This is a genomic window from Caulobacter sp. HMWF025, assembly GCF_003060965.1.
Lineage (GTDB): Bacteria > Pseudomonadota > Alphaproteobacteria > Caulobacterales > Caulobacteraceae > Caulobacter.
Genome location: NZ_QAII01000175.1, coordinates 2,109 through 28,050, shown reverse-complemented (window position 1 = coordinate 28,050; position 25,942 = coordinate 2,109). Strand labels below are relative to the sequence as shown.

Here is a 25,942-nt window from a genome sequence, read left to right as displayed (position 1 = left end):
GCTGATGGCTGCGTCTGCCGAGCTCAAGGCCCGCGAAGACCGCCAGGCGGTGATGATCAATGAGCTGAATCATCGGGTGAAGAATACCCTGGCCACGGTTCAGGCCCTGGCACGCCAGACCTTCGGCAAGGCCGAGAGTGCCAAGGTCGAGGTCTTTACAGAACGCCTGATTGCCCTCTCTGGCGCGCATGACCTGTTGACCCGGACGGGCTGGCGCGAAGCGGATCTGGGGGCGCTGATGCAGGCCTGCACACGCGCTCACGGCGACCGGGTCTCGTGTGAAGGGCCCTCTGTCTCGCTCAATCCGCACACGGCCGTGGCCCTGTCGATGGTGTTTCACGAGATGGCGACCAACAGCGCCAAGTATGGGGCCCTCTCCGCGCCCGGCGGCACGGTCGGTATCGTCTGGCGTGTGGATCCTGAAGGCCAGAGCCTGATCTTCAACTGGACCGAACAGGGTGGACCACCCGTTGTCTCGCCCGGCCTGCTGGGTTTTGGCATCCGGCTGATCGACAGTTCGATCCGGCGCGAGTTGAAAGGCCGACCGCACTTTGACTTCAAGCCTGAGGGTCTGGTGTTCACGGCTTCCATGCCCCTGTCGGGCGCGGTGCGCTGGAGCAATCCGTTTTGACCACGGTGCCGTTGCAGGACCGGGCGGCGATCGCGCTGTTTGCCGCAGAGCATGATCTTCCGGCCGGGTTTGCCGACCTGGCCGACCGCCTGCATCGGCCCCTTGCCGACCGGATCAAGGTCGAAACCGTCGGGCGAAGCGGCCCGCTCATTGTCGGGCTCTGCGGTCCCCAGGGGGCCGGCAAGTCGACCCTGGTCAGTCTGGTGGCCGAGTTGCTGAAACACCGGGGCCTTGCGACCGCCTTCCTGTCTCTCGATGACCTGTACCGGACCCGTGCCGAGCGTCAGGCTCTGGCGAGCACCGTGCATCCCCTGCTGATGACGCGCGGGGTCCCGGGAACCCATGATGTGGCCCTTGGCCACGCGGTCCTTGACGCCCTGGGCCGTCAGGGTCCCGTCGTTCTGCCGCGCTTCGACAAGGCCGCAGATGATCGCGCTCCGCCGTGCGAAGCAGCCGGTGTCGAGGGGCCGGTCGATGTCGTCCTTCTGGAGGGCTGGTGTGTCGGCGCGCGGGCTCAGCCGCCGGAGGCCCTGACGGAACCGGTCAATGACCTGGAACGGGACGAAGACCCGCAGGGGATCTGGCGCACCTTTGCCAATAACGCCCTGGCTGCGGACTATGCCGGCCTGTTCGAGCGCATTGACCTGATGGCGGCCCTGATCGCCCCGGACTTTGCCACGGTCCGGCGCTGGCGCGGCGAGCAGGAGGCCCGACTGGCCGACCGGCGGGCCCGCATGGGTCTGGATCTGTCGGGCCTTATGGATCCTCCTGCTCTCGATCGGTTCGTCGGCCACTATCAGCGCCTGACGACGTGGATCGCCGAGGACTTGCCGCCTCGCGCCGACATCGTCGTGCGGCTGAACGCCGAACGCGGGCCGGAAGTCATCGAAGGTCTTTAGTCCTGACGGGGCGTGCGGCCGCGTTCGGCGCTGCTTTCACAGGCGCTTGGGGCGAAGTGGCATCCGGGATGGGGTTTGCTGCATCCGCAAGGCTGCGGCAGGTTTAGGACTAAAAGCCTAGCGTGCGCAGAGAGGGGATTTCAGCATGACCATGAGCCGTCGGGGACTGATCGGGGCTTCGGCCGTCGGGGCCGGGCTGCTGGCGAGCGCAGCGCGGGCCGGAGAGGGGGCGACGACGCTTTCAAAACCCTGCGTCATCTCCACCTGGGACTTCGGCATCGCCGCCAATCAGGCCGCCTGGGCGGTGCTGTCGAAGGGCGGCCGGGCGCTGGACGCGGTCGAGGCCGGGGCCCGTATCCCCGAGCAGGACCTGAAGAACCACAGCGTCGGCCGGGCCGGCTATCCCGACCGCGACGGCCATGTCTCGCTCGATGCCTGTATCATGGACGAGCAGGGCAATTGCGGCTCGGTGGCGGCGCTGGAACACATCGCCCACCCCATCTCGGTAGCCCGCCGGGTGATGGAAAAGACTCCGCACGTCATGCTGGTCGGGGCTGGAGCCCTGCAGTTTGCCCTCGAACAGGGCTTTCCCCGCGAAGAGCTTCTGACCGACGAATCCCGCGCCGCCTGGGAGGCGTGGAAGAAGGACGCGAAATATGCGCCGCGGGCCAACAGCGAAAACCTCGACTACCGCCAGACCAGTGGCCAGCTGGGCACGCCGGGCGGGGCGGGCAACCATGACACCATCGGCATGCTGGCCCTCGATGCGGCGGGCAATATCTCCGGGGCCTGCACCACCAGCGGCATGGCCTGGAAGCTGCGCGGCCGGGTCGGTGACAGCCCGATCATCGGGGCGGGCCTCTATGTCGACAACGAGGTCGGCGGGGCCACTTCGACCGGGGTGGGCGAAGAGGTGATCCGCAATGTCGGCAGCTTCCTGGTCGTCGAGCTGATGCGCCAGGGCCGCTCGCCCGAGGAGGCCTGCAAGGAGGCCGTGGCCCGGATCCTGAAGAAAAAGCCGGCCGCACGCGACTTCCAGGTCGGTTTCCTGGCCATCAACAAGCGGGGCGAGGTCGGGGCCTGGGCGATCCAGAAGGGCTTCAGCTATGCCCTGTGCGACGCCGGCAAGCAGGACGCCCTGCTGCCGGGAGCGAGCTTCTACTAGAGCGCGTTCCGAATAGCGGGACCCGGTTTTCGGACTGAAACGCGCGTGAAAACAAAAGCCTAGAGGCCCTGCAGGGCGGCCTTGGCGGCGGCGACGGCCGAGGCGTCGGTCTCGCGCAGGCCGCGATCGACAAAGCCCATCGCCCAGGCCCGTCCGTCGGCGGCTCCGTCGACGCCGCGCGGGGCCGGGCCGGCGAACGAGCCGTGGGCCTCGGTCACGCCGGTGCGGGTCACCAGGTCGGCGATGGTTTCGGGACGAACCCCGGCCCCGGCCATCAGGCTGATCCGGCCCCTGGCCTGGGCCACGAGCGCCGCCAACACGTCGGCCCCGGCCGGGGCATTGGCCGCGCCGCCGGAGGTCAGGATCCGGGGGATCTTCAGGGCGATGGCGGTTTCCAGGGCTTCGGAGAGGTCCGGCGTCAGGTCGAAGGCCCGGTGCAGGGTGATGTCCAGGCCCTCGGCATGGTCGACCATCCGCGCCAGGGCCACATCGTCCAGCGCGCCGCCTGGGCGATTGGCCCCGATCACCACCCCGGTCAGGCCATGGGCGCGGGTGGCGTCGATGTCGCGGAAGATCACGTCCAGCTCGGCCTCGTCGTAACAGAAGTCGCCTGGCCGGGGGCGCAGCATCGGATAGACCGGGATCGGGGCCGATCCGGCCAGGGCCATCAGGCCCGGCGCGGGCGTCAGGCCCTGCAGGGCCAGGGCCGAGCACAGCTCGACCCGGTCGGCCCCGCCTGCGATGGCGGCGGCCAGTCCGGCAGGGCTGTCGACGCAGACTTCAAGCAGCACGGGCATGGGCGGTCTCCGGAAGGGGCCTTGTGAGGGGGTCAGGCCGAGGCGGCGTCGACGGCTTGCGCGAGCCGCAGCCGCCAGCCGCGCTCGAGGGTCCAGGCGGCGATGCCCAGCCACAGCAGGCCCAGGAAGGCGTGGCCGCGCTGCCAGTAGCCGACGTCATAGCCGGTCCGCACGTTCCAGACGCCGGTCAGCAGGGCCAGAACCAGCAGCAGACCAAAGAACCAGCCGAGGGAAAATCTTGCCAGCCGCTGGTGGCCAGGCACGCCCCAAAGCGCCCAGGCCGTGAACAACGGCGCGAACTGGATCGACAGGCCCACCCCGCAGGCCCGGTGCATCTCGTCGGGCCAGTGGAACAGCCCGGCGAAGATCGCACCCAGCCCGGTCAGGGCAACCCACAGGCCGGAAAAGGCCGAGACCGTGCGACGCCCTCCGGCGTGTTCCAGCGCATGGGCAAAGCCGGCGCCTGCGAAAAGGCCCGCCACCCCGGCGATGATCATGCCGATGTTGAAGACGGCCGGCAGGGGCGCGGACGGTCCGCCCAGTTCGCTGATGAACTGGGCTCCGGGGTCAAAACCCGGGAACAGCTTCTGGGCCAGCCAGACATCGGCGACCATCAATACCGGCGTGATGACGCCGATCTTCAGGTAAGCGCCGGTGCGGACAGACACGGGTGGGGCAGCCTCGAAACAAGGAGGGCGGCAGAATCCCTTCCGCCGCCCTCCGGGTCAATGGGTTTTGCGAAGCCCTACTTCGCGGCTGACGGGTGACCGGCGGGGGCGAACTGGTTGCCGAAGAAGTCACCCTTCTTCCAGACCGGCCGCTCCGGCGCATCGGTCAGTTCGCGGGCGATCTCGTAATTGACCAGGGCGAATCTGGCGGCCGCCTGATAGTCGATCGGCTGGTTCAGGTCGTCATTGGGCCGGTGATAGTGGGTGGCGAGGAAGTCCTTGAAGGCCTTTTCGCCGCCGTTCTGGAAGCCGGTCATCAGGAAGACCGACGGAATGCCCTGCTCGACGAAGCGATAGTGGTCGCTGCGGGTGAACAGGCCCTCTTCCGGCAGGGGGTCACCCGACAGGGCAATGCCCACGCGACCGGCGGCCTTGGCGACGGCCGGGCCGAGGGTCGAGCGGTCGGCCCCGAAGGCGACGACGTCGGTGAATGGATACAGCAGGACCGGCATGTCCAGGTTCACATTGGCCGCGATGTCGGCCTTGGCCACTGTCGGATTGTTGGCGAAGTATTCCGAGCCGATCAGGCCCTTCTCTTCGGCGGTGACGGCCACCAGCAGGATCGAACGCTTCGGCTTGGTCTTGGCGTTCTGGAAGCCGCGGGCCACCTCCAGCAGGGTGGCGATGCCCGAGGCATTGTCGAGCGCGCCGTTATTGATGCGGTCGACGCCCGGCTTGGCGTTTTCGTTGATGCCGGTGTGGTCGAGGTGGGCCGTCAGGACGACGGTCTGGGCCTTGAGCTTGGGATCGGTGCCCTCGATCAGGCCGACCACATTGCTGCTTTCGCGCTTTTCGATCTCGCTCTTCAGCGACACGGCGGCCTTGGGGGCGAGGTCAAAACCCTTGATCAGGCCGTCCGGGGTTTCGGCGGCGGCCAGCACGGTGTCGAGGCTGGTCGGGGCTCCGGCGAACAGCTTGGCCGCCCCCTTCAGGCCGATCGAGGCCAGGGTCGGGGACGAGACACCACGCACGAAGCCCACGTCTTCGGCATTGCGCCAGGTCATCCGCCATTCGCGATAGCCGGCCACACCGCGTTCCAGCGGGCGACGCTTTTCCGAGCTGGTGGTGGCCATGCTGATCACGCCGACCGCGCCGCGCTTGGCCGCTTCCAGCCGCTTGACCGTCCCGTTGCCGTAGTGGGCCCGCTCTTCGGTCTGGAAGCTGGTGGGCGCGCCGGTCAGCAGGACGACGATCTTGCCCTTCACATCGACGCCGGCATAGTCGTCTCGGCCCTTTTCGGGGGCGCTGATCCCGTAGCCGACAAAGACCAGCGGCGCCGACACCGACACCTCGGTCGCCTGGGCCTGGGCATTGGGCAGATAGTCTTCGCCGAACTTCAGGGCGGTGGTCGTGCCGTCGGCGGCGGTCAGCACCAGGCTGCCTTCCGAGGCGTTCTTGAAGGCCAGCAGCGGTACGCGCTGCAGGTAGGACCCACCGGCCGCGCCCGGCTTGACGCCCAGCAGGGCGTATTGGGCGGCGACATAGTTGGCGGCGATGTCATAGCCGCGCGTGCCGGCCTCACGGCCTTCCATGGCGTCATCGGCCAGGAAGCCCATGTGCGCCTTGATGGCCTCGGGCGAGGGGACGAAGCTGGGCGGCGGGGTCTTCTTGCCCTTGCTCTTGGCCGGGGCGGTTGCTGAAGCCGTTGCGGCGGGCTTGGCGGAGGCGGTCGCAGCGAGGACGGGCTGGGCGACGATCAGCAGGGCAGCGCTCAGCAGAGCGGCGCGGCGCGAAAAGGACATCAAGCAGGGCTCCAGCGGCGGGCCTTGCCCGCGAAAGCGCGAACCTTGGCCAGACTGTGGCCGAATGTCGAGATTGGCCGACCTGAACGTTTTGTAATCTTTGCCGGGAAAGGGCGGGTTTCACCCATTTTGGGTCCGGCGTCGATTTTAACCGTTCTTTTACGCGAGCCCTTAACCGCGCCCTGTCAGATTGGGGCGACAGAAGGGGAGAGACGGCCATGCAAGCCCTCGCCATTGCCGCTGCCGGGATGACCGCAGCCGCCAACCGCCTGACCGCCAGCGCCGAACGGGCGGCGGCCGCCAGTGCCCGCGACGGAGACGTCGATCCCGTCCGCGAAGCCGTCGAACGGGTTACGGCCAAAACCGATTTCGAAGCCAATGTTGCAGTCGCCAAGACCGCCGACAGGATGACCGGCGCGCTGCTCGACCTGAAGGTCTAGCGCCCCGTCCCTTCCGGACGCCCCCCGCGCCCCCCCTTGTGAAGGGCGTCCGGACGCTGCTCCCCGGGCCAGTCCCCCCTGGTCTGCCCGGGGAGCGGTTTCATTTTGGCGACCGGGCGGGTTCGCAAGCGGCAAGCCCAAACGAAAAACGCCCCGGCCTTTGAGCCGGGGCGTTTGCATTTCTGGTCCGTGGAAAGCGCTTAGCTGTCCAGGAAGCTGCGCAGCTTGCGGCTCCGCGAGGGGTGCTTCAGCTTGCGCAGGGCCTTGGCCTCGATCTGGCGGATGCGTTCGCGGGTAACCGAGAACTGCTGGCCGACTTCCTCCAGGGTGTGGTCGGTGTTCATGCCGATGCCGAAACGCATGCGCAGCACGCGCTCTTCACGCGGGGTCAGCGAGGCCAGCACGCGGGTGGTGGTTTCCCGCAGGTTGGACTGGATGGCCGCGTCGATGGGCAGGATGGCGTTCTTGTCCTCGATGAAGTCGCCCAGGTGGCTGTCTTCCTCGTCACCGATCGGGGTTTCGAGGCTGATCGGCTCCTTGGCGATCTTCAGGACCTTGCGGACCTTTTCCAGCGGCATGGCCAGCTTTTCGGCCAGTTCTTCCGGGGTCGGCTCGCGGCCGATCTCGTGCAGCATCTGGCGGCTGGTGCGGACGATCTTGTTGATCGTCTCGATCATGTGCACCGGGATACGGATGGTCCGCGCCTGGTCGGCGATCGAGCGGGTGATCGCCTGACGGATCCACCAGGTGGCGTAGGTCGAGAACTTGTAGCCGCGACGGTATTCGAACTTATCGACGGCCTTCATCAGGCCGATATTGCCTTCCTGGATCAGGTCCAGGAACTGCAGGCCGCGGTTGGTGTACTTCTTGGCGATGGAGATCACGAGGCGCAGATTGGCCTCGACCATTTCCTTCTTGGCCTGGCGAGCTTCGCGTTCGCCCTTCTGAACGGTCTGGACGATGCGGCGATAGTCGTCGATCGGCACGCCGGTCTCGGTGGCCAGGGCGGCGATTTCCTGACGGATGTCGCTGACCGAGGTGACGTCGTTCTCGACGAACTTGGTCCAGCGCACGCCCATGGCCTTGACCTGGTCGGTCCAGTTGGGGTTCAGCTCGGCCCCGAAATAGGCTTTCAGGAACTCGGAGCGGCTGATGCCGTAGCTGTCGGCCAGGCGCAGCAGACGGCCTTCCAGACCGATCAGACGCTTGTTGATCGCATACAGCTGCTCGACCAGGGCCTCGATACGGTTGTTGTTCAGCTTCAGGGTCTTGAGGTGCTGGATGATCGTCATCGACAGGGCCTCATAGGCCTTGCGGTCGGCGTCGGTCAGGTCCTCGCCGCGCAGGCGGCTGCCCACCAGCTTGTCCTGCAGCTTGCGGAAGGTCTCGAACTCGCCGGCGATGGCGTCGAGAATGGCCATGACGCCTTCGCGCAGTTCGCCTTCCATGGCGCTGACCGTCGGGCCGGCCCCGTCGTCGAAGTCGTCTTCGTCCTCGCCTTCGCCTTCCGGCTTGACGGCAGGTTCGTCATCGACGGGTTCGGCCGGCTCGGCCTCGTCGTCGGTGGCGGGCTGGGCGGCGACGCCGTTAATGGCCGCATAGGTGCCTTCCAGGTCGATCACTTCGCGCAGCAGGATGCGGCCGGTGCCCAGTTCCTCGCGCCAGACCATGATGGCTTCGAAGGTCAGGGCGCTTTCGCACAGACCCCGGATCATGGTGTCGCGACCGGCTTCGATCCGCTTGGCGATGGCGATTTCGCCTTCGCGCGACAGCAGTTCGACACTGCCCATCTCGCGCAGGTACATCCGCACCGGGTCATCGGTGCGGTCATAGGCCGACGGCTTGTCGGAGGTGATGACCTGCTGGTTGTCTTCGCGGGCGACGACTTCGCCGCCCTCGCTGGTCTCTGCGTCTTCTTCGGCCTCGACGACATTGACGCCCATCTCGCTGAGCATGGCCAGGGTGTCTTCAATGGCGTCGGGGCTGACCTCTTCCGAAGGCAGCACCTTGTTCAGCTCTTCCATCGTCACGAAGCCGCGGGCTTTCGCCTGCTTGATGAACTTCTTGACGCCGGCATCGGTCAGGTCGAGCAGCGGGCCGTCGCCGCCGGTGGTCTCAGGCGCTTCCGTCTCGGCCGAGGAATTGTTGCTCATCAAGGTCTCCGAAATCGACGCACCGCCCCCGCGAGAGGCGCATCGAACAAAATTCTAGATCCGAAAAGGTTCTGCCCGCAGCAAGCCGCGCCATCCGTTCGGTCGATCCCAAAAATAATCTCGGCTGCAAAACGTCGCACCCGACCTGCGCTGAACGTCCGCCACGTAACATCGCTCCGCGAGAAGGGTCTCGGCAGAGAGTTTGGCGACTCCAGGCGCGGCCTTGCGCGGGACGACCTTGCGGGTCCGCGACCACTGGGGATCAGACGTCGGCGGCGAGGGTGACATCCTGTTTCAGGAAGGGCGCGCTCAATGTATGGCGGCCCGAGCGATGTCAGTCAGCTGCTTGGCAAATCCTTGAGTCGGCAAATGGCGGGCCGGGGGACCGGTGTCAAGGGCGCGCGGCGCGGGGGCGGGCTGATTTTCCTGATCTAGATCAGGGCCGAGACCACCAGTGCCATCGCCAGGGTCGTCAGGCCCGCCAGGGTGGACCCGATCGTCCAGGCCCGGAATGTCTGGGTTTCACTCAGGCCCAGATACTGGCTGACGAGCCAAAATCCCGTGTCATTGACATGCGACACGATCGTAGCCCCAGCGCCGATCCCGATCAGCACCAACGCCACCTGGGCGGGGGGCAGGCCGGCGGCGGCGACCAGGGGAGCCGCCAGCCCCGCCGCCGTCACCATGGCCACGGTGGCCGAGCCCTGGGCGATACGGACGATGGCGGCCACCAGGAAGCCGAACAGCAATGGCGTGACCGGTGTGGCGCTCATGGCGGTCGTGATGTGCGCCCCGACCCCGGAATCGATCAGCACCTGCTTGAACGCCGCACCGGCTCCGACGACGAGGCTGATCGCACCGGCCGGCTCCAGGGCCCGCCCGGTGATCTTCAGCAGCGTGGCTCTCGGGGTCCTGTAGCGCAGCGACAGCAGGATCCAGACGCCGAGGCAGGCGAGGATCAGGGCGGAAAACGGGTGGCCGAAAAAGACCACCAGGTCCGTGAACGAGCCGCTGGGCCAGCTTCGTGCGGCGGCACCGATCATGATCAGGGTTAGGGGTGCCAGCATGGCCGTCAGGGCCACACCGAAACCGATATCGGCCACGCGGTCACCACTTGCCTGGGTCTGCGGCGGCGGCGTGAAATCCCCGGCCTGGGCCTTGCGATAGGCGACAAGAGCATAGACGGGACCGGCCACCAGCACCGCGGGCAGGCCGCAGACCAGGCCCCAGAGGGCGATCTGGCCATAGTCGGCCTTCAGCAGTTCGGCGGCGGCCACCGGTCCGGGGTGCGGGGGCAAAAGGGCGTGCATGACGGCCAGACCCGCCAGGACGGGCAGGGCGAACCAGACGACGGGGCGGTTGGCCTTCAGGGCCATGGCGCACAGCACGGGGGCCAGGATGATCAGGGCGACGTCGAAGAAAAGCGGTACGCCGACCACGACCCCGATCACGGTCAGGGCCCAGGGGGCCTGCTTCTCGCCAAAGCGGGCCAGCAGCTTCGTCGCGATGGCCTCAACCCCGCCGCCGGTCTCCAGCAGAGCCCCGAACATCGCGCCCAGCCCGACGACGACGGCCACAAAGCCAAGGGCGTCGCCCAGTCCCTTGCGGACCGAGGCGATCACCTCATCAGGCGGGGCCCCGAAGGCCAGGCCTGCGCCGAGGGCGACGATCAGCAAGGCCAGGAAGGCGGGAAACCGGGCCTTCAGGACCAGCACGATGGCCGTCGCCACTGAGGCGACGACAATCAGCAGGGACACCAGCGGTCCGGTCATCAGGACACGCTGACAGGGGTCAGCAGGGCCGCGGGAGGCTCGGTTCCCCAGCCGTCAGCGGCGATGGTGAAGGCCCCGCGCAGACGGATGTCGTCGGACGACGCCCCGATCATCACCTCGATGCGACCGGCCTGAATGCGCCAGCGTCCGGCGTCCCACAAAGCAAGCTGGGCGGCGGCCAGTCTGAAGCTGATCCGCCGGGTCTCGCCGGGCTTCAGCAGCACACGCACAAAGCCGCGCAGCTCCTTCACCGGCCGGGCGACCAGGGCGACCGGGTCTCGGACATAGAGCTGCACCACCTCGTCGGCGGCGACCTTGCCGGTATTGGTCACGTTCAGGCTGATTGTGACCGCGCCGTCAGGAGCGACCGTCGACCGGTCGAGGGCGAGATCGCCATAGGCGAAGCTGGCATAGCTCAGCCCGTGTCCGAACGGGAACAGCGGGCCGATCGCGACGTCATGATAGCGCGCGCTGTCCTTGCTCAGGTCCGGATCGGCCGGTCGACCGGAGGGCAGGTGGGCGTAGAAGCCGGGGCTGGTTCCGGCATTGCGCGGCAGTCCGGCGGGCAGGCGGCCGGCGGGTGAGGTCCGCCCCGTCAGCACATCGACGATCGCCGGACCGCTCTCGACGCCCAGGAACCAGGTTTCGAGGGCCGCGTCGGCCCGGTCCAGAACCTCGGCCAGGGCCAGCGGGCGGCCGTTCATCAGCACCACGACGACGGGCTTGCCGGTGTCCAGCACGGCGTGGGCGAGTTGGGCCTGGACGCCGGGCAGGGTGATGTCGGAGCGGCTGCGGGCCTCGGCGCTGTGGTCATAGTCCTCGCCGATGACCAGCAGGATGACATCGGCCGCCCTGGCTGCCGCAACGGCGGCGGGAATGCCCGAGGCGTCCTCGCCCCGGGGCGTAGCCCCGGGCTGATAGTCGATCGTTAGGCCGCCTTGCGCCTTTAGCGCCGAAAGCAGCGTCCTGACGTCGCCCACCTGGCCGCGCGCGCGCCACGAACCCAGGGCCGACGAGGCGTCATCGGCCAGGGCCCCGATCACGGCGACCCGTCGGCCCGGGGCGGTGAGGGGCAGCAGGTTCCCGGTGTTCTTCAACAGGACAATGGATTTCCGCGCAGCCTCTGCGGCTACGGCGCGATGGGTCGCCGAGCCGATCTCGGCCTTTTCGCGCGCCGCGTCGCCGAAGCGGAAGGGGTCGTCGAAGAGCCCGAGTCTGGCCTTGACCGCCAGAACCCGGCCGACCGCCTGGTCGAGATAGGGCAGGAGCGAAGGATCGTCGGCGACCGCCTGTTTCAGGTGACCGGCATAGACGCCGCCGGCCATGTCCATGTCGACGCCCGCTTTCAGCGCCAGGGCTGCGGCCTGGGCCGGGGTCTCGGCGACCCCGTGGTTGATCAGTTCAAGGATGGCGTTCCAGTCGCTGACCACCAGGCCCTCATAGCCCCAGTGCTCGCGCAGTTGCCCGCGGACCAGAGCCTGGTTGGCGGTGGTCGGCACGCCGGCAATGTCGTTGAAGGCGGTCATGAAGCTGCCCGCTCCGGCCAAGGCGGCGGCCCGGAAGGGCGGCATGTAGACCTCCTGCAGGGTCCGGTCTGACAGGTCGGCACTGTCATAGTCCCGCCCTCCGCTGGCCGCGCCATAGGCCCCGAAGTGCTTGGCACAGGCCAGGACCGTGTCCTTGCCTGAGAGATCCTCCGTCTGCAGGCCCAGAATCTGGGCCTCGGCCATGCGCGACCCCAGATAGGGATCCTCGCCCGCCCCCTCGACAATGCGACCCCAGCGGGGGTCGCGGGCGATGTCGACCATCGGCGTGAAGGTCCAGTGCAGGCCGCTGACCGAGGTCTCGATGGCGGCAATCCGCGAGCAGGCGCGGACGATCTCAGGGTCAAAGGTCGCCGCCATGCCGAGCGGAACCGGAAAGATGGTGCGGAAACCGTGGATCACGTCGATGCCGAACAGCAGCGGGATCTTGAGCCGGCTCTCCTCAACGGCCACGCGCTGCAGGTCGCGCAGAAAGTCGGCCCCGGCCACATGGAGGTACGAGCCGACCGCGCCCTTGCGGACGAGGTCGAGTTGCGCCGCGTCGATCTTGGAATTGAGCGCCTTCTGGCGACCGCCGGGAACCTGGTTCAGCTGGCCGATCTTCTCGTCCAGCGTCATCTGGCCGATCAGATGCCGGATCCGGGCGGCATGATCCGTGCGCACGGCCCGGGCCCGGGTGGGCGACGCCAGGGCCAGGGCGGCGGCACCCGCCAGCAGGGCGCGACGGGCGGCGTTGACAGCGTGACGCGCGGAGGTTCGCGAGGTCATTCCTGGTCTCCCTTGCGGGGCACCTGACCTGTGGCCGGACCCTCTCTGGTACGTCTCGTCACCGGCGACTAAGCGGCGACGAGACTTGCACCCTACAGGAGTTCAGATAGTTGACAACGCTGTCAAGTCGGCAACCCTAGCGGGCGGCGGTGATCGACTTGATGATCGTCTGCACCGGGACCTTGTCGCCGATGTTCCAGACCAGCCGCAGCAGGTCGATGGTGCGCTCGGCGGCCTCGTCCAGCTTCCAGTCGCAGCCGTTGAAACGGCAGTCGCTGAAGCCGGGCAGGGCTCCGCCGGCATAGATCAGCTTGCAGTCCTGGAAGTCGCAGTCGGCATACTGCTCGCCGTCCACCACGAGGGTCTCGTGGCTGTAGGAGGTCGATACGGTCATGCGCGGGCTTTCACTGGCTGTCGCTGGGCTTGGCGTCGGGATCGACGTCGGAGTTCGGGGTGGCGGTGCGCTTGGCGGCGGCCTTTTCAGCGGCCTTGATGGCCTTCTGGCGGTCGCGTTCCATGCGTTCGAAATTGTAGTTGGGCTTGCGCGCCATGTCGGGGCTCCCCGGGCTGATGGTCGAAGGGGTTAGCCGCGGGCCTTGCGGGCGGCGTAGCGGCTGTCGCGCTTGGCCTTGGCTTCGGCGGCCGACAGAGCCTTGCGTTCCTTGATGGCGCCGCGCTTGGCGCTGAGCGTATTGGCGGCTTCGTCGTCGAGGATCTGCTGGGCGGCTGCGGCGGCGTCGGCAACGGCCTGACGGGCGGCCGCGCGGGCCTCTGAGCGCTCGGCGCGCACCTTGGCCAGTTCTTCGGCCCGGACGGTCTCGCGGGTCTCGAACAGCGGATCGGCGACAGCGGCCTTGGGCTTGAACTTGGCCAGCAGCGCCTTCTTGGCATCTGCGGCGGTCTGGAGTCGGGTGGCGAAGGTGGTGCGGGTGGTTTCGTTCATGGAGCCTTCAACGTCGAGGGGAGAACCCCGCGTGTCGTCGAGGTTGGGAAAGTCTGATCGGGCAGCCAGGCTGGTGACAGGGGCGGAGGCCGCCCCTGTCACCGAGTGGCTTAGACAGCTTGGAGCTGGCCGGCCGACATCTTGCCGCTGCGCTGGTCGCGCTCGAGTTCGAAGGACAGCTTCTGGCCTTCGTTCAGCGAGCCCAGGGTCGAGCGTTCAACGGCCGAGATGTGCACGAACACGTCTGCGCCGCCGTCATCAGGCTGAATGAAGCCAAAGCCCTTGGTGGCGTTGAACCACTTCACTGTACCGGTCGTCATGAGAGTCACCTTTCGGGTGATAGATCCGCGCGCGACTTCGAGCGAAGCCGCGTGATCAAATTTTCGGAGAGGATCGTGATGGGCTCGAAGCTCGATCCTTAAGAACAAGCGTGGAGAGCAATCGAACCAAATCGATATTTAATACGAAGACCCTATGCGAAATCTCATTCGCGCGCAACGGGAATAAAAAGAATGACTCGGATTGGCCGTGCCGTACGGCAGAGTTCATCAATAAATTAAGCAGCGCTCGGTCAGAAAAACTTGCTCGCGATCAGTTTTCAGCCGGCCGGTTTTTCCGGGTTTGTCCGGGCCCTGTTGAGCATCGAACGGGCCTGATCGGGCGCAACCTGGTCGAACAGCAGGGCCAGGTGGCTGTCGCGCGCATGGTCATTGTGCAGGTCCCAGGCCAGGGACACCGGCAGCCGCAGGCGTGAGCCGCCGTCCAGCCTGACGACCAGAACTCGCCAGCTGAAACCGTCGCCGGCCTCGCCCAGGGGCTCGCGGAATTCCAGCGGGGCGGGATCGCGCAGGTGAAAGTGGCGCTCGGGATGGGCCTCGAACCAGGCCTGGTCGGCGAGGGCGGTCGGATCCTGGGCCGGGGCGACGACCTTGCCGGTAAGATTGCGGACCATGCGGGGCTCCTGGGTTCGGCGGCTGCATAGCAGCTTGGCCTGATCTTGCCACGCGCGTTGCCGTCGGCTCCGGCTCACCGAACGCTTTGGGCTCTCGCTTGCCGGGCGCTGGAAATGCTAGTCGAAGGGCAGGGCGGCCTCGCCGGGGGATGGTGATGCCGCCGCGCTCCTGCAGTCATCCCGCCGGAAACTTGATCCCATGATCGTTTCGTCGACGACGGACTTCCGAGAGGCCGCCCGGCGCAGGCTGCCGCGCTTCCTGTTCGACTATATCGACGGCGGCGCCTATGCCGAGCGGACCCTGGCTCGGAATGTCTCGGATCTCGCCGACCTCTCCCTGCGCCAGCGTGTGCTGAAGGACGTTTCGCAGGTCTCGACCCGCACGACCCTGTTCGGCGTCGAGCAGTCTATGCCAGTGGCCCTGGCACCGGTCGGCCTGACCGGCATGTATGCCCGGCGGGGCGAGGTGCAGGCGGCAAGGGCCGCGGCGGCCAACGGCGTGCCCTTCTGCCTGTCGACGGTTTCGGTCTGCGATGTCGACGAGGTCAGCCGGGCCAGTCCCGCGCCGATCTGGTTCCAGCTCTATGTGCTGCGCGACCGGGGCTTCATGCGCGACCTGCTGGTGCGGGCGAAGGATGCCGGGGCGACGGCCCTGGTCTTCACCGTCGACATGCCGGTGCCCGGCGCCCGCTATCGCGACGCCCATTCCGGCATGAGCGGCCCCCATGCGGGGGCGCGGCGGATCCTGCAGGCGGTCGGCAAGCCCGCCTGGGCCTGGGACGTCGGGGTCATGGGCCGGCCCCACACCCTGGGCAATGTCGCGCCGGTGCTGGGTGCAAACTCGGGACTTGAGGACTTCATGGGCTGGCTCGGGGCCAATTTCGACCCGTCCATCCAGTGGAAGGACCTGGAATGGATCCGCGAGCTCTGGAAGGGGCCGCTGATCATCAAGGGCGTGCTCGACCCGGACGACGCCCGGGCGGCTGCCGATATCGGTGCCGACGGGATCGTGGTCTCCAACCACGGCGGGCGACAGCTGGACGGCGTGCTGTCCAGCGCCCGGGCCCTGCCGGCCATCGCCGAGGCCGTCGGCGACCGCCTGACGGTGCTGGCCGACAGCGGGGTGCGCTCGGGGCTCGATGTGGTGCGGATGCTGGCCCTGGGGGCGAGGGGCGTGCTGCTGGGCCGGGCCTTCGTCTATGCCCTGGCCGCGCGGGGCGGGCCGGGGGTCTCCCAGCTTCTGGACCTGATCGAGAAGGAAATGCGCGTCGCCATGGCCCTGACCGGCGTCACGTCCGTCGACCAGATCGACCGCTCGATCCTGGCCTGACTTGCGGCGGCGGCCTTTCGGCTTCACCCTGATACCGGTGTCAAAGTCAGGAAGCCGCCATGCCGGATCCCCGTTTCCTTCCGCGTCGTGAGCTGTTGCTGGGAGCCGGTGCGCTCGGCCTGGCGACGGCCGCGCCTGCCGGGGCGATGATCCGGCCGCCCCGGGGGCAGACGGTCTGGACCTTCGACCGCCTCGACCGGATCGGCGGGCTGCCCGTAAAGGTCGAGGGGCAGCCGACGCTGATCAGCGGTCCCGGCGGGCGGGCGGTGCTGTTCGACGGTATCGACGATGCCCTGTTCATCGACAGCCATCCGCTGGCGGGAGCAGGGACCTTCACCTTCGAAGCCGTATTCCGGCCGGACGGCGGGCCGTTCGAGCAGCGCTGGTTCCATCTGGCCGAGAGCGATCCGCCGGCGGTTCCGGGCGCGCCGCCCCCGACCCCGTCGGTGACGCGCTTCCTGTTCGAGATCCGGGTGGTTGAGGGCGGCTGGTATCTCGACGCCTTCGTGCGCGGCCCCGGCTACAACAAGCCGCTGATGGCCCCGGACAAGCTGCACCCTCTGGGGGTCTGGGCGCATGTGGCCCAGACCTATGACGGCCAGACCTATCGCAGTTTCGTCAACGGCGAGCTGCAGGCACAGGCCCCCATCGCCTTCACCGCCCAGGGGCCCGGGCGGGCCTCGATCGGGGTGCGGATGAACCGGGTCAACTACTTCAGGGGCGCCGTTCGCGAGGCACGCTTTACGCCCCGGGCCCTCGCGCCGGAAGCCTTCACCATGCCCCGCGGTCTGAAGGCGGGGTGAGGTGCGCGGCACCGGACGGGTCCGGTGCCGCACGCCTCGCCCTCGCTATGCAATCACAAAATCGTTCAGGGTCAGGGCCGGTGTGCCGGTCAGGACCGCGATCTGCACCCGGTCGCCCGGATCATTGCCCGTCGCGTCGAAGTACAGGCTGCCCGTGGCCGTGTCGTAGAGCATGGTCGGCCGTCCGTCCGACGCCGCCGGGGCGATGCCCGAGGCGAAGCCGAGGTCGGCCAGGCTGACGACGCCGAACTGGGTGGCTCGCAGTTCGATGTGATCGACACCGATCTGGAAGTCGGTGATCTGGTCGATCCCCAGGCCCGGCGCGTCGAAGTAGAACAGGTCGGCGCCGCCGTTGCCGGTCAGGACGTCATTGCCGCCCATGCCCGCCAGTCGGTCTGCGCCCGCCGCGCCGGTCAGGGTATCGTTGCCTCCGGCCCCGAACAGCGACGTGCCGGTGGCGTTGGCAAAGCCCTCGAAGGTCCCGGGCCCGTAGTAGATCAGCCCTTCGACATTGTCGGCCGCCGTGGCGGTGGACAGCCGGGTCAGGATGCGGTCGGCACCGCCGCCCACGGCCTCGTTGATCACGTCCGAGGCCGAGTCGATGAAGTAGACATCGTCGCCCAGTCCGCCGGTCAGGGTGTCTGCCCCGACCCCGCCGTCCAGGGTGTCATTGCCTGCTCCGCCGGTGATCTGGTTGTTGAGGGCGTTGCCGAAGCCCTTGAAGTTGCCGATCCCGACGAACTGCAGGTGCTCCAGATTGGCTGACAGGGCGGTCATGGCGGCGGTGCTGAGCACCGTGTCGATGCCCTGGCCGATCTGCTCGACGGTCTGGTCGCCGGCGGTGTCAACCTTGTAGGTATCGTCGCCCAGGCCGCCCACCAGCACGTCGGTGCCGCCTGCGCCGTCCAGGGTGTCATTGCCCGCGCCGCCGGTGATGACATTGGTCGAGGCGTTGCCGGTGCCGGAGAAGTTGCCGACCCCGATGAAGGTCAGAAGTTCGACCTCGGCCCCCAGCATGTAGCTGTTGGTCTTGGCCCGCACCCCGTCATAGCCACCGCCGACGGCCTCGGTGACGACGTCGCCGGCATCATCGACGATATAGGTGTCGTTGCCGCCGCCGCCGATCATGGTGTCGGCACCGGCCCCGCCGTCCAGCAGGTTGATGCCGCCGTTGCCGATCAGTTGCTGGGCGAAGCCGTTGCCGGTCAGGTTGACCGGACCCACGGCATTTGCGGCGGTCAGGACCTCGATCGCCGCGCCGCCCGTCAGGGTGTAGGACACCGAGCTTTCGACCGTGTCGGTGCCTTCGCCGACCAGTTCCACCACCACGTCGCCGCGATTGTGGACCCTGATCAGGTCATCGCCCAGGCCGCCGGCCATGGTGTCATTGCCGTCGCCGCCGTCCAGCACGTCATTGCCTGCGCCGCCGACCAGGGAGTCGGCACCGTTCATGCCGTCCAGTGTATCGGCGCCGTCCAGCCCGTTGATCGTGTCATTGCCGCCGAAGCCGCGCAGACTATCGTCGCCGCTGGTTCCGTTGATCAGGTCATTGGAGGCATTGCCGTCGAAAACAATTCCTGTGTTGGCCGCCGAGGGCGCGAAATCCATATCGTCAAAGCGCAGCAGCTCGACATTGACGATGTGATCGAAGCCCTGGTCGCCGTTTTCCGGGAAGTTGTCGACGACGAAGAAGCCGCCCGCGCCGTCCGAGCTGATCGTGTACTGGGCCCGGGTCCCGTAGTAGCGGGCGATATCGTAGCCTGCTCCGCCGTCCAGGGTGTCGTTGCCGGCATTGCCGATCAGGAGGTCGTCCTGCGTCCCGCCGTCCAGTACGTCGGCACCGTCGCCGCCGTCCAGGGTGTCGGCTCCGGCCTCGCCGGCCAGATTGTCGGCCCCGTAGGAACCGGCGAGATAGTCCAGATCCGCGCCCCCTGACAGGGTGTCGGCCGCGCTGCTGCCATAGAGGCTGTCATTGCCCTCTTCGCCCGACGCGTTGCCGCCGGCCAGCAGGCTGAGAACATCGGCCCCGGTTCCGCCCATCAGCGTGCCGATGCCCGTCAGGGTGTCATTGCCCGCGTCGCCGAACAGCGCGTTGACGCCCTCATTGTCGTAGAGGGTGTCGCCGTCATTGCCGCCGCGCAGCGTGTCGTTGCCGTGCTCGCCGTACAGGGTGTCGGCACCGTCTCCGCCCAGCAGGCTGTCGTTGTTGTTGTCGCCTTCGATCCAGTCCGCGCCGGTTCCGCCCTCGAGGGTGTCTTCACCGAACCCGCCGTTGATCGTGTCGTTGTCGGCCCCGCCGAGCACGGAATCGGCCCCGTCGCCGGCGATGATCCGGTCTTCGCCTGCGCCGCCGTCGACCGTGTCGTGGGCCGAGCCGGCGTCGATGACGTCATTGCCAAGGCCGCCGTTGATGCTGTCGTTGCCGCCCTGGCCAAACAGCCGGTCATTGCCGTCGCCGCCGTCAACGGTGTCGTTGTCGTCATCGGCCCGGATGATGTCGTCCAGGGCCGTGCCCACCAGGCTGTCGGTCGCCGGAGTGCCCAGGATTTCCAGGCCGCCCGTCGCCGGGGCGATGGTCACGTCGGCGAAGACCAGGGTCTCGACGTCGCGAACGGTGTCGGACCCCGTGCCGCCCCGGTTGTCGATCACCAGGAAGCCGCCCGCCGTCTGGGTGACGGTGTAGTGGCTGCGCACGCCGGTGAAGATGGCGACGTCATCGCCCGCCCCGCCATCGATGGTGTCGTCGCCGCTGGAACCGGTGAGGGTGTCGTCGCCATCGCCGCCCGACAGTGAGCCCGAGCCCAGCAGCCAGTCGTCGCCGCCGTCGCCGGCCAGCACATTGGCCCCCTGCAGGTCGGTGAGGATGTCGTTGTCGTCGCCGCCGCGCAGGCTGTCGTCGCCGAAGCCGCCGTCGATCGTGTCGGACCCGCCTTCGCCGACCACGGTGTCGTTGCCGCCGCCGCCGATCAGGCTGTCAGCGCCCAGGCCGCCATTGACCACGTCGGATTCCGAGCCGCCGTCGATGCGGTCATTGCCGTCGCCACCATAAAGGGCGTCTTCGCCCGCGCCGCCGGTGACGGTGTCGTTGTCATCGCCGCCATAGACGAGGTCATCCTCGTCGCCGCCGTCGATCTGGTCATTGCCCGCGCCGCCATAGATCTGGTCGGGCTCGGTACCGCCGTCGAGGGTGTCATTGCCCTCGCCGCCGTCGATCCAGTCGGCACCGGCCAGGCCGCGCACATAGTCGTCACCGCCATAGGCATAGATCGTGTCGTCGCCCGAGCTGGTGTCGATGCTGCCGGGCCGGGTGCTGGTCACGCCGAGGCTGGAATGGTCGGAAATCGTGTCGTTGCCGGCCGTTCCCCAGTAGGCGTAGCCGAAGTTGGGCGTGCCCTGATAGTCGCCGTCCGAGAACTCGAGGTCATAGATGCCGTACAGGGTGTCGACCCCGTCGGGCGCGCCGGCCCGGTTGTCGGTGACGATGATCTTCCCGCCGACTTCCACCACCGTGTAGTCGTTGCGGTTGCCCGCATAGCGGGCCACGTCGGGCGGAAGCGCCGCCCCGCCGCCGTACATCTTGTCGTTGCCGCCGCCGCCCACGAAGGTGTCGGAGCCGTCGCCGCCGAACAGCTGGTCGTTGCCCTGGCCACCGTCGATATAGTCGTTGCCGGTTCCGCCCTCGACGGTGTCATTGCCCCAGTTGGCATAGATGCTGTCGTTGCCGGCCCCGCCCTCGAAGCGCTGATCGCCGTCATAGTAGTAGGGCGACCAGCCGTAGAGGACGTCGTCGCCCTCATTGCCGAACACCTGGCTGCCGTCGCCGCCGCCGACCGTGTCATTGGCTTCGCCGCCCAGCAGGGTCCCCCAGCCATAGATCTGGTCGGAGTCCGCGCCGCCTTCCAGGCGGCCGGTGCCGTACAGATAGTCCTGGCCCTGCTGGCCCAGCAGCAGGCCGCTTCCGGTGATGGAGTCGTTGCCCAGGCCGCCGACCAGGGTGTTGTCGCCGGCATAGTCGGTGATCACGTCAGCGGCGTCGCCGCCGTCGACGCTGTCAGCGCCCGCGCCGCCGTCCAGGGTGTCGCTGTCGGCTCCGCCCAGGATGGTGTCGGAACCATCGCCGCCCCAGACCTGGTCTTCGCCGTCACCGGCGATGATCGAGTCGTCGCCGCCGTCGCCATGGACGACGTCATAGCCGACGCCCGCATCGATGGTATCAGCGCCGTCGCCGCCGCGGATCTGGTCATGACCGGCCATGCCGTTCAGCACGTCGGCTGCGCCCATTCCCACCAGGCTGTCGTCATTGACGCCGCCGGTCAGGGTGTCTGAACCCGCTCCGCCGATCTGGATCTCGCCCGCCGTCGAGGGATCCAGCGGGATCGTGGCATTGGAGAACACCGCCGTCTCGACGCCGCTGAGGGCATCCGTGCCCTCATTGGTGCGGTTGGAGACCACCAGATATCCGCCCAGCCCGTCCTCGATCACCGAATAGTGCTGGCGTAGGCTGGCCCAGGTGGCCGTGTCGTCTCCGGTGCCGCCGATGATCGTGTCGTCGGCCTGGCCGCCCGAGAGCAGGTCGTCATCGGCCCCGCCGTCGATGGTGTCTGAACTCCAGTTACCGGAGATCGTGTCCTGGCCGTCCTGACCCTGCAGGTTCTGGCTGCCGTCCAGGCCATAGGGGCTCCAGCCGAACAGCTGGTCATTGCCGCTGCCGCCCTTGCCGGTGCTGTCGCCACCCACGCCCAGCACGTCATTCTGGTCGCCACCGTCCAGCTGGCCGTAGCCAAACAGGGTGTCCAGTCCCGTGCCGCCTTCCAGCGTGCCCGAGCCATAGAGGTAGTCCTGGTCGGATCCGCCCTGCAGCAGGCCCGAGCCGTACAGGTTGTCATTGCCCGTTCCGCCTTGCAGCGTGCCGATCCCCTGGATCGTGTCGGCGCCGGCCTCGCCCTGCAGCAGGTTGTCGCCGTTCCAGTCATAGATGTAGTCGTCACCGTCTCCGCCCTGGGCGGTGTCGGCCCCCTGGCCGCCGTCGATGGTGTCGTCGCCCGCGTCGCCGAAGGCCTGGTCGCTGCCGGCCCCGGCATAGATGTGATCCAGGCCGTCGCCGCCACGCAGGGTGTCGGCGCCGGAGTCGCCGTTCAGCACGTCATTGCCGTCGCCGGCCACGATGGTGTCGTTGCCGTCATCACCGCCCAGGCGGTCATTGCCGTCCAGGCCGGTGATGGTGTCGTTGCCGGAGTCGCCGATCAGGATGTCGTCGAACGGCGTGCCAACAATGTTGAGGCCCACATTGCCGCCGAACGGCAGGTCCAGCTCGTCGTCGCTGAACACCAGGAGCTCGACGCCGTACAGGGTGTCGGTTCCGCCGCCGCCGGTCTTGTGTTCGACCGTGGCCGCTCCGTCGATCAGGCCGTTCACGTCCAGTTTGTAGCTGACGCGATAGTCGGCGCTCTCGATTACCGTCGTGCCGTCGGGCAGGATCACGGTGGTGCGGGGCACGAACGAGCCCGCATAGTAGGCCTTGTCGAAGCCCGAGCCGCCAAACAGCGTATCGTTCTGCTCACCGCCGCTGAGGGAGTCGTCGCCGGCCCCGCCGACCAGGGTGTCATTGCCCCACAGGCCGCTGAGAGTGTCCGCGCCCGAGCCGCCGTCAAGGAACTCCGAGCCGGAATAGTAGCTGGAGGCGCTCAGCGTATCGGCCCCGTCGTCGCCCAGGCCCACGCCGTTGGCGACATAGATCTGGTCGTCGCCCAGACCGCCGTCCAGGGTGCCCGAGCCGATCAGGGTGTCCTGGCCCTCGTCGCCGAACAGTTCGCCCGAGCCGCTCAGATAGTCCTGGCCCTCACCGCCATTGACCGAGCCGTTGGCGTAGATGTCGTCATCGCCCAGGCCGCCGTCGACGGTGTCGGTCCCGGCGTCGCCATAGATCGTGTCGTCGCCGCCTGCGCCCAGCAGGCTGTCGTCGCCCGCGCCGCCATGGATGATGTCGGCATCGGCCCCGCCGTCGATCGTGTCGGCACCGTCCTGGCCCAGCAGGGTGTCTTCGCCCGTACCGCCGAAGATGGAGTCGTCGCCCGTGCCGCCCTCGACCACGTCGAAGCCGGCATTGCCGTCGATGGTGTCGTTGCCGCCGCCGCCTTCGATGATGTCGTTACCGCCGTTGCCGCTCTGGGTCTGCTGACCCGGCGCGCCGCCGGCCAGGCCCAGAAGGTCGTCGCCGTCGCCGCCGACCAGACTGTCGTCAAAGGCGGTGCCGGCAAAGGTGTCGGCACCCGGGCCGCCCGTGAACACCTGTCCGGTGTTCAGGGCGCTGGCCTCGAACTCGATGTCGTAGAACCGCATGACATCGACATTGCGCACCAGGTCCGAGCCGTCGGAGCCGCGGTTGTTGACGACGTGATAGCCGCCCGCGCCGTCCTGGATCACCGAATAGACGGCCCGGTTGGTCGCATAGACCGAGACGTTGTAGCCCAGCCCGCCGTCGATGGTGTCATCGCCATAGGAGCCGATCAGGGTGTCGTCACCGCTGCCGCCGTCGATGGAATCGTCGTCCCAGCCGCCGTTGATCGTGTCGCTGCCGCTGCCGCCGGCCAGGTTGTCGTCGCCCCAGTTGCCCTGGATGACGTCGTCGCCCGCGCCGCCGTCCAGGGTCTGGGCCCCGTCGGCGAAGGGTTCGGAGCCGTAGAGGCTGTCATTGCCCGCCCCGCCCAGGCCCGTGGCACCCGTGCGGACATAAAGCGTGTCCTGGCCCTCGCCGCCGTCCAGCGTGCCATAGCCATACAGGACGTCGTTGCCGGCCTGGCCGAGCAGCAGGCCAGTGCCTTCCAGAGAGTCGTTGCCGTCGCCGCCGTCCAGCGTGCCCGTACCCCGGATGGTGTCGGCATCATCGCCGCCGAACATCAGGTTCTGGCCCTGGGAGTCGGTGATCAGGTCTTCGCCGTTACCGCCATAGATGGTGTCGGCATGGGCCCCGCCGTCCAGGCTGTCACGATCGAAGTCGGCATGGCCGTCATGGTTGCCGTCGGCGTCGTCGAACCAGAATTCGGGCCCGTCGAACTCGCCGCCGCCACCGCCGCCGGCCACGGGAACGGGCGGGTAGGGGCCGTCGGTGCCGTAGATCACGTCACGGCCGCTGCCGCCCAGCAGGGTGTCGTCGCCACTGCCGCCGACCAGGGTGTCGCCGCCGAACCCGCCGGTAATCACGTCATTGCCGATCCGGCCGAACACCAGGTCATCGCCGCCACCGGCATTGACGCGGTCGAAGCCCGACAGGGCGTCGATGGTGTCGGAGCCGCCGACATTGGTGGCTTCGTAGGGCGTCGCGCCGGGGATAGAGTCGTCGGCGGTGGTGCCGATGATCACCTGGCCGGTGAGGGCGCTCAGCACCACCTCGCCGTCGTCGAACGACAGCAGCTCGATATTGGTCAGGACGTCGGTGCCTTCCGGCGAGCCGGCCCGCAGGTCGGTCACGGTCGTGACGCCGGCTACCGTACTGATCGAGAAGTCGGCGATATTGCCCGAGAACAGGGCCGCATCGAAACCCGACCCGCCGTCCAGCGTGTCATTGCCGTCCTGGCCGGAGTCGCCCACCAGCACGTCGTCGCCGTCGCCGCCCATCAGCGAGTCGGCACCGCCCATGCCTTCCAGCTTGTCGTTGCCCGCGCCGCCGTCGAGGGTTTCACCCACCGCCAGCGCGCCCGAGCCCGTCAGGGTGTCGTCGCCCGCGCCGCCCAGGCCCGTTCCGGCGGCGACATAGATCTGGTCATTGCCGGTCCCGCCATCCAGCGCGCCCGAGCCGCTCAGGGTGTCATTGCCCGCATCGCCATACAGCTGGCCGGAGCCGGAGACGTTGTCGTTGTCGTCATTGCCGTGCAGCACGCCCGAGCCGGAGACCGTGTCGTCGCCGGCCCCGCCGTTCAAGGCATTGGCCCCCTCGCTGTCGACGATATAGTCGCCGCCGCCGCCGCCATTGGCGGTGTCCGCGCCGCCCTGGCCGTAGATCTGGTCATTGCCCAGGCCGCCGTCCAGCGAGTCGGCCCCGCCACCGCCGGAAAGGGTGTCGGCCCCGCCATTGCCCGAGAGGGTGTCGTTGTTGACACCGCCGTTCAGCGCGCTGGGACCGTCGTCGTCCGACAGGTCCAGACCCGCGCCGGTGGGCGAGAAGGCCGGCGAGAAGTTGGCGGTCGTGAAGTCCGTCACCAGCCGGTTTTGCAGCCGCAGGACCTCGACGGGGGCATAGGTCGCCCCGCCGGCGTCGCGGTCGATCCGCAGCACCACATCGGCACCGTCCTGCTCCAGCAGGACATGGCCGCTGACGAACGGATTGTCGCCGCCGGCATAGCCCGACAGATAGCCGAACAGGCCGCTGAGGTTCAGCACGTCGCCGCCGGGGCCGGCCGCGAAGTCGGTGATCAGGTCGGCCGCCGCGCCCGGCGCCCAGGCCAGGTTATAGGTGTCGGTCTCGGTCCCGCCGGTGAAGGTGTCGACGAAGGCACCCGAGGCCACCGCGTGGAAGGTGTCGGTGCCCGCGCCGCCCGAGAAGGTGTTGCTGCCTTCGGTGTCGTTGAACTCGTCAGCGCCGATGCCGCCTTCCAGCGTATCGTTGCCCGCCTGGCCATAGAGGTCGTCGGCGCCGTCGCCGCCGACCAGGCTGTCTTGGCCGCCCTGGCCCTGGAGGGTGTCGTCGCCGCCGGCGCCCAGGATGGTGTCGGCGATGGACGAACCGATCAGCGAATGGCCGATGTCGTCGTCGACCAGCAGGCCACCGGCGATGGTCAGGCTGACCGTGGCCGTGTCGACGCCGCCGGCACCGTCAGAGACGGTGTAGCTGAACGAGGCCGCGCCCCAGAAGGCAGCCGTGGGCGTGAACACCACATTGCCGCCGACCAGCGCCACCGAGCCGTTCACCGCGTCGCCGACCGCCGTGATGGTCAGCGGGCCGCCGTCGATGTCGACGTCATTGGCCAGCAGGGTGGCGGGTGTCAGCACCAGGTCGGTGCTGACCGGCGTGGTGAAGCCGCTGTTGTCATTGGCGGTGGGACCGTCATTGATCGGCGCAACCGTGACATTGACGTTGCCGTTCGAGGTCGTGAAGCCGTCCGACAGGATGTAGGTAATCGTCGCCAGGCCTGCGAAATTGCCGCTGGGCGTGAAGCGGATATTGGTCCCGTCGATCACCGCCGCGCCATTGGTGGCGCCGGCGATACCGGTGATGGTGAGCGGGTCGCTCTCGCCGTCGGTGTCGTTGAGCAGCAGCGAGGCGATGGGGATCAGCACCA

At 67.9% G+C, this 25,942-nt stretch carries 17 protein-coding genes and 1 pseudogene; 6 read left to right on the top strand and 12 right to left on the bottom strand.

Annotation, left to right across the window (positions count from 1 at the left end; genetic code table 11):
- From DBR10_RS20355 to DBR10_RS18290, 3 genes are all read left to right on the top strand, one after another.
- Positions 1-631, top strand: a 631-nt coding sequence (locus tag DBR10_RS20355; protein ID WP_233243485.1) for a sensor histidine kinase, incomplete at its 5' end; no start/stop codon positions are given.
- Positions 628-1,530 (top strand): kinase, encoded by a 903-nt coding sequence (locus DBR10_RS18295; RefSeq protein ID WP_233243484.1) that lies wholly within the window; start codon positions 628-630, stop codon positions 1,528-1,530. The genes DBR10_RS20355 and DBR10_RS18295, both read left to right, overlap by 4 nt.
- Before the next feature lie 151 nt (positions 1,531-1,681).
- On the top strand, positions 1,682-2,695 hold the full coding sequence (locus tag DBR10_RS18290) for a N(4)-(beta-N-acetylglucosaminyl)-L-asparaginase (protein ID WP_108556568.1): 1,014 nt from the start codon (positions 1,682-1,684) through the stop codon (positions 2,693-2,695).
- Between the two features lie 59 nt (positions 2,696-2,754).
- Here DBR10_RS18290 and DBR10_RS18285 read toward each other — a convergent pair whose 3' ends face one another.
- From DBR10_RS18285 to DBR10_RS18275, 3 genes and pseudogenes are all read right to left on the bottom strand, one after another.
- On the bottom strand, positions 2,755-3,492 hold the full coding sequence (locus tag DBR10_RS18285) for a copper homeostasis protein CutC (RefSeq protein ID WP_108556564.1): 738 nt from the start codon (positions 3,490-3,492) through the stop codon (positions 2,755-2,757).
- A gap of 32 nt (positions 3,493-3,524) precedes the next feature.
- A pseudogene (locus DBR10_RS18280) lies at positions 3,525-4,221 on the bottom strand (DUF998 domain-containing protein).
- Positions 4,222-4,237: 16 nt separating this feature from the next.
- On the bottom strand, positions 4,238-5,962 hold the full coding sequence (locus DBR10_RS18275; protein WP_108556563.1) for a M20/M25/M40 family metallo-hydrolase: 1,725 nt from the start codon (positions 5,960-5,962) through the stop codon (positions 4,238-4,240).
- Between the two features lie 218 nt (positions 5,963-6,180).
- Here DBR10_RS18275 and DBR10_RS18270 point away from each other — a divergent pair, with 218 nt between their 5' ends.
- Complete coding sequence (locus tag DBR10_RS18270; RefSeq protein WP_108505621.1) at positions 6,181-6,402, top strand: flagellar basal body rod C-terminal domain-containing protein; 222 nt, start codon at positions 6,181-6,183, stop codon at positions 6,400-6,402.
- Positions 6,403-6,602: 200 nt separating this feature from the next.
- Here DBR10_RS18270 and rpoD read toward each other — a convergent pair whose 3' ends face one another.
- The 8 genes from rpoD to DBR10_RS18235 form a co-directional block, all read right to left on the bottom strand.
- Positions 6,603-8,555 carry an RNA polymerase sigma factor RpoD gene (rpoD, locus tag DBR10_RS18265; RefSeq protein WP_108504338.1) on the bottom strand — a complete coding sequence of 651 codons (1,953 nt, stop codon included), beginning with the start codon at positions 8,553-8,555 and terminating at the stop codon, positions 6,603-6,605.
- Between the two features lie 431 nt (positions 8,556-8,986).
- Entirely contained in the window at positions 8,987-10,327 is a 1,341-nt protein-coding gene (locus DBR10_RS18260) for a GntP family permease (protein ID WP_108505183.1), read from the bottom strand.
- Positions 10,327-12,639, bottom strand: a complete 2,313-nt coding sequence (locus DBR10_RS18255; protein WP_108556562.1) for a glycoside hydrolase family 3 N-terminal domain-containing protein — start codon at positions 12,637-12,639, stop codon at positions 10,327-10,329. The genes DBR10_RS18260 and DBR10_RS18255 overlap by 1 nt, the downstream gene beginning before the upstream one ends.
- Before the next feature lie 136 nt (positions 12,640-12,775).
- Positions 12,776-13,033, bottom strand: a complete 258-nt coding sequence (locus tag DBR10_RS18250) for a hypothetical protein (RefSeq protein ID WP_108490422.1) — start codon at positions 13,031-13,033, stop codon at positions 12,776-12,778.
- Between the two features lie 10 nt (positions 13,034-13,043).
- Positions 13,044-13,190 (bottom strand): hypothetical protein, encoded by a 147-nt coding sequence (locus DBR10_RS19510; protein ID WP_177486238.1) that lies wholly within the window; start codon positions 13,188-13,190, stop codon positions 13,044-13,046.
- Between the two features lie 32 nt (positions 13,191-13,222).
- Positions 13,223-13,582, bottom strand: a complete 360-nt coding sequence (locus DBR10_RS18245) for a DUF6481 family protein (RefSeq protein ID WP_108490421.1) — start codon at positions 13,580-13,582, stop codon at positions 13,223-13,225.
- A 110-nt stretch (positions 13,583-13,692) separates the two neighbouring features.
- Positions 13,693-13,902, bottom strand: a complete 210-nt coding sequence (locus DBR10_RS18240) for a cold-shock protein (RefSeq protein WP_108505184.1) — start codon at positions 13,900-13,902, stop codon at positions 13,693-13,695.
- A gap of 278 nt (positions 13,903-14,180) precedes the next feature.
- Positions 14,181-14,534 carry a hypothetical protein gene (locus DBR10_RS18235; protein WP_108505185.1) on the bottom strand — a complete coding sequence of 118 codons (354 nt, stop codon included), beginning with the start codon at positions 14,532-14,534 and terminating at the stop codon, positions 14,181-14,183.
- Positions 14,535-14,733: 199 nt separating this feature from the next.
- On the opposite strand from DBR10_RS18235, the gene lldD reads away from it, so the two are divergent.
- Both lldD and DBR10_RS18225 read left to right on the top strand, forming a co-directional pair.
- Complete coding sequence (lldD, locus tag DBR10_RS18230) at positions 14,734-15,864, top strand: FMN-dependent L-lactate dehydrogenase LldD (RefSeq protein WP_108556561.1); 1,131 nt, start codon at positions 14,734-14,736, stop codon at positions 15,862-15,864.
- A 59-nt stretch (positions 15,865-15,923) separates the two neighbouring features.
- Positions 15,924-16,667 (top strand): LamG domain-containing protein, encoded by a 744-nt coding sequence (locus DBR10_RS18225; protein ID WP_108505341.1) that lies wholly within the window; start codon positions 15,924-15,926, stop codon positions 16,665-16,667.
- 45 nt (positions 16,668-16,712) lie between these two features.
- Here the strand turns inward: DBR10_RS18225 and DBR10_RS20350 are convergent, their stop codons facing one another.
- Positions 16,713-25,940 (bottom strand): cadherin-like domain-containing protein, encoded by a 9,228-nt coding sequence (locus DBR10_RS20350; RefSeq protein ID WP_146187873.1) that lies wholly within the window; start codon positions 25,938-25,940, stop codon positions 16,713-16,715.
- Between the last annotated feature and the right edge of the window lie 2 nt (positions 25,941-25,942).

Bases quoted from the DNA above. Each gene is read 5' to 3' on its own strand.
- DBR10_RS18290 (WP_108556568.1), top strand. From the start codon at position 1,682: ATGAGCCGTCGGGGACTGATCGGGGCTTCGGCCGTCGGGGCCGGGCTG.
- DBR10_RS18285 (WP_108556564.1), bottom strand. From the start codon at position 3,492: ATGCCCGTGCTGCTTGAAGTCTGCGTCGACAGCCCTGCCGGACTGGCC.
- DBR10_RS18275 (WP_108556563.1), bottom strand. From the start codon at position 5,962: ATGTCCTTTTCGCGCCGCGCCGCTCTGCTGAGCGCTGCCCTGCTGATC.
- DBR10_RS18270 (WP_108505621.1), top strand. From the start codon at position 6,181: ATGCAAGCCCTCGCCATTGCCGCTGCCGGGATGACCGCAGCCGCCAAC.
- rpoD (WP_108504338.1), bottom strand. From the start codon at position 8,555: ATGAGCAACAATTCCTCGGCCGAGACGGAAGCGCCTGAGACCACCGGC.
- DBR10_RS18260 (WP_108505183.1), bottom strand. From the start codon at position 10,327: ATGACCGGACCGCTGGTGTCCCTGCTGATTGTCGTCGCCTCAGTGGCG.
- DBR10_RS18255 (WP_108556562.1), bottom strand. From the start codon at position 12,639: ATGACCTCGCGAACCTCCGCGCGTCACGCTGTCAACGCCGCCCGTCGC.
- DBR10_RS18250 (WP_108490422.1), bottom strand. From the start codon at position 13,033: ATGACCGTATCGACCTCCTACAGCCACGAGACCCTCGTGGTGGACGGC.
- DBR10_RS19510 (WP_177486238.1), bottom strand. From the start codon at position 13,190: ATGGCGCGCAAGCCCAACTACAATTTCGAACGCATGGAACGCGACCGC.
- DBR10_RS18245 (WP_108490421.1), bottom strand. From the start codon at position 13,582: ATGAACGAAACCACCCGCACCACCTTCGCCACCCGACTCCAGACCGCC.
- DBR10_RS18240 (WP_108505184.1), bottom strand. From the start codon at position 13,902: ATGACGACCGGTACAGTGAAGTGGTTCAACGCCACCAAGGGCTTTGGC.
- DBR10_RS18235 (WP_108505185.1), bottom strand. From the start codon at position 14,534: ATGGTCCGCAATCTTACCGGCAAGGTCGTCGCCCCGGCCCAGGATCCG.
- lldD (WP_108556561.1), top strand. From the start codon at position 14,734: ATGATCGTTTCGTCGACGACGGACTTCCGAGAGGCCGCCCGGCGCAGG.
- DBR10_RS18225 (WP_108505341.1), top strand. From the start codon at position 15,924: ATGCCGGATCCCCGTTTCCTTCCGCGTCGTGAGCTGTTGCTGGGAGCC.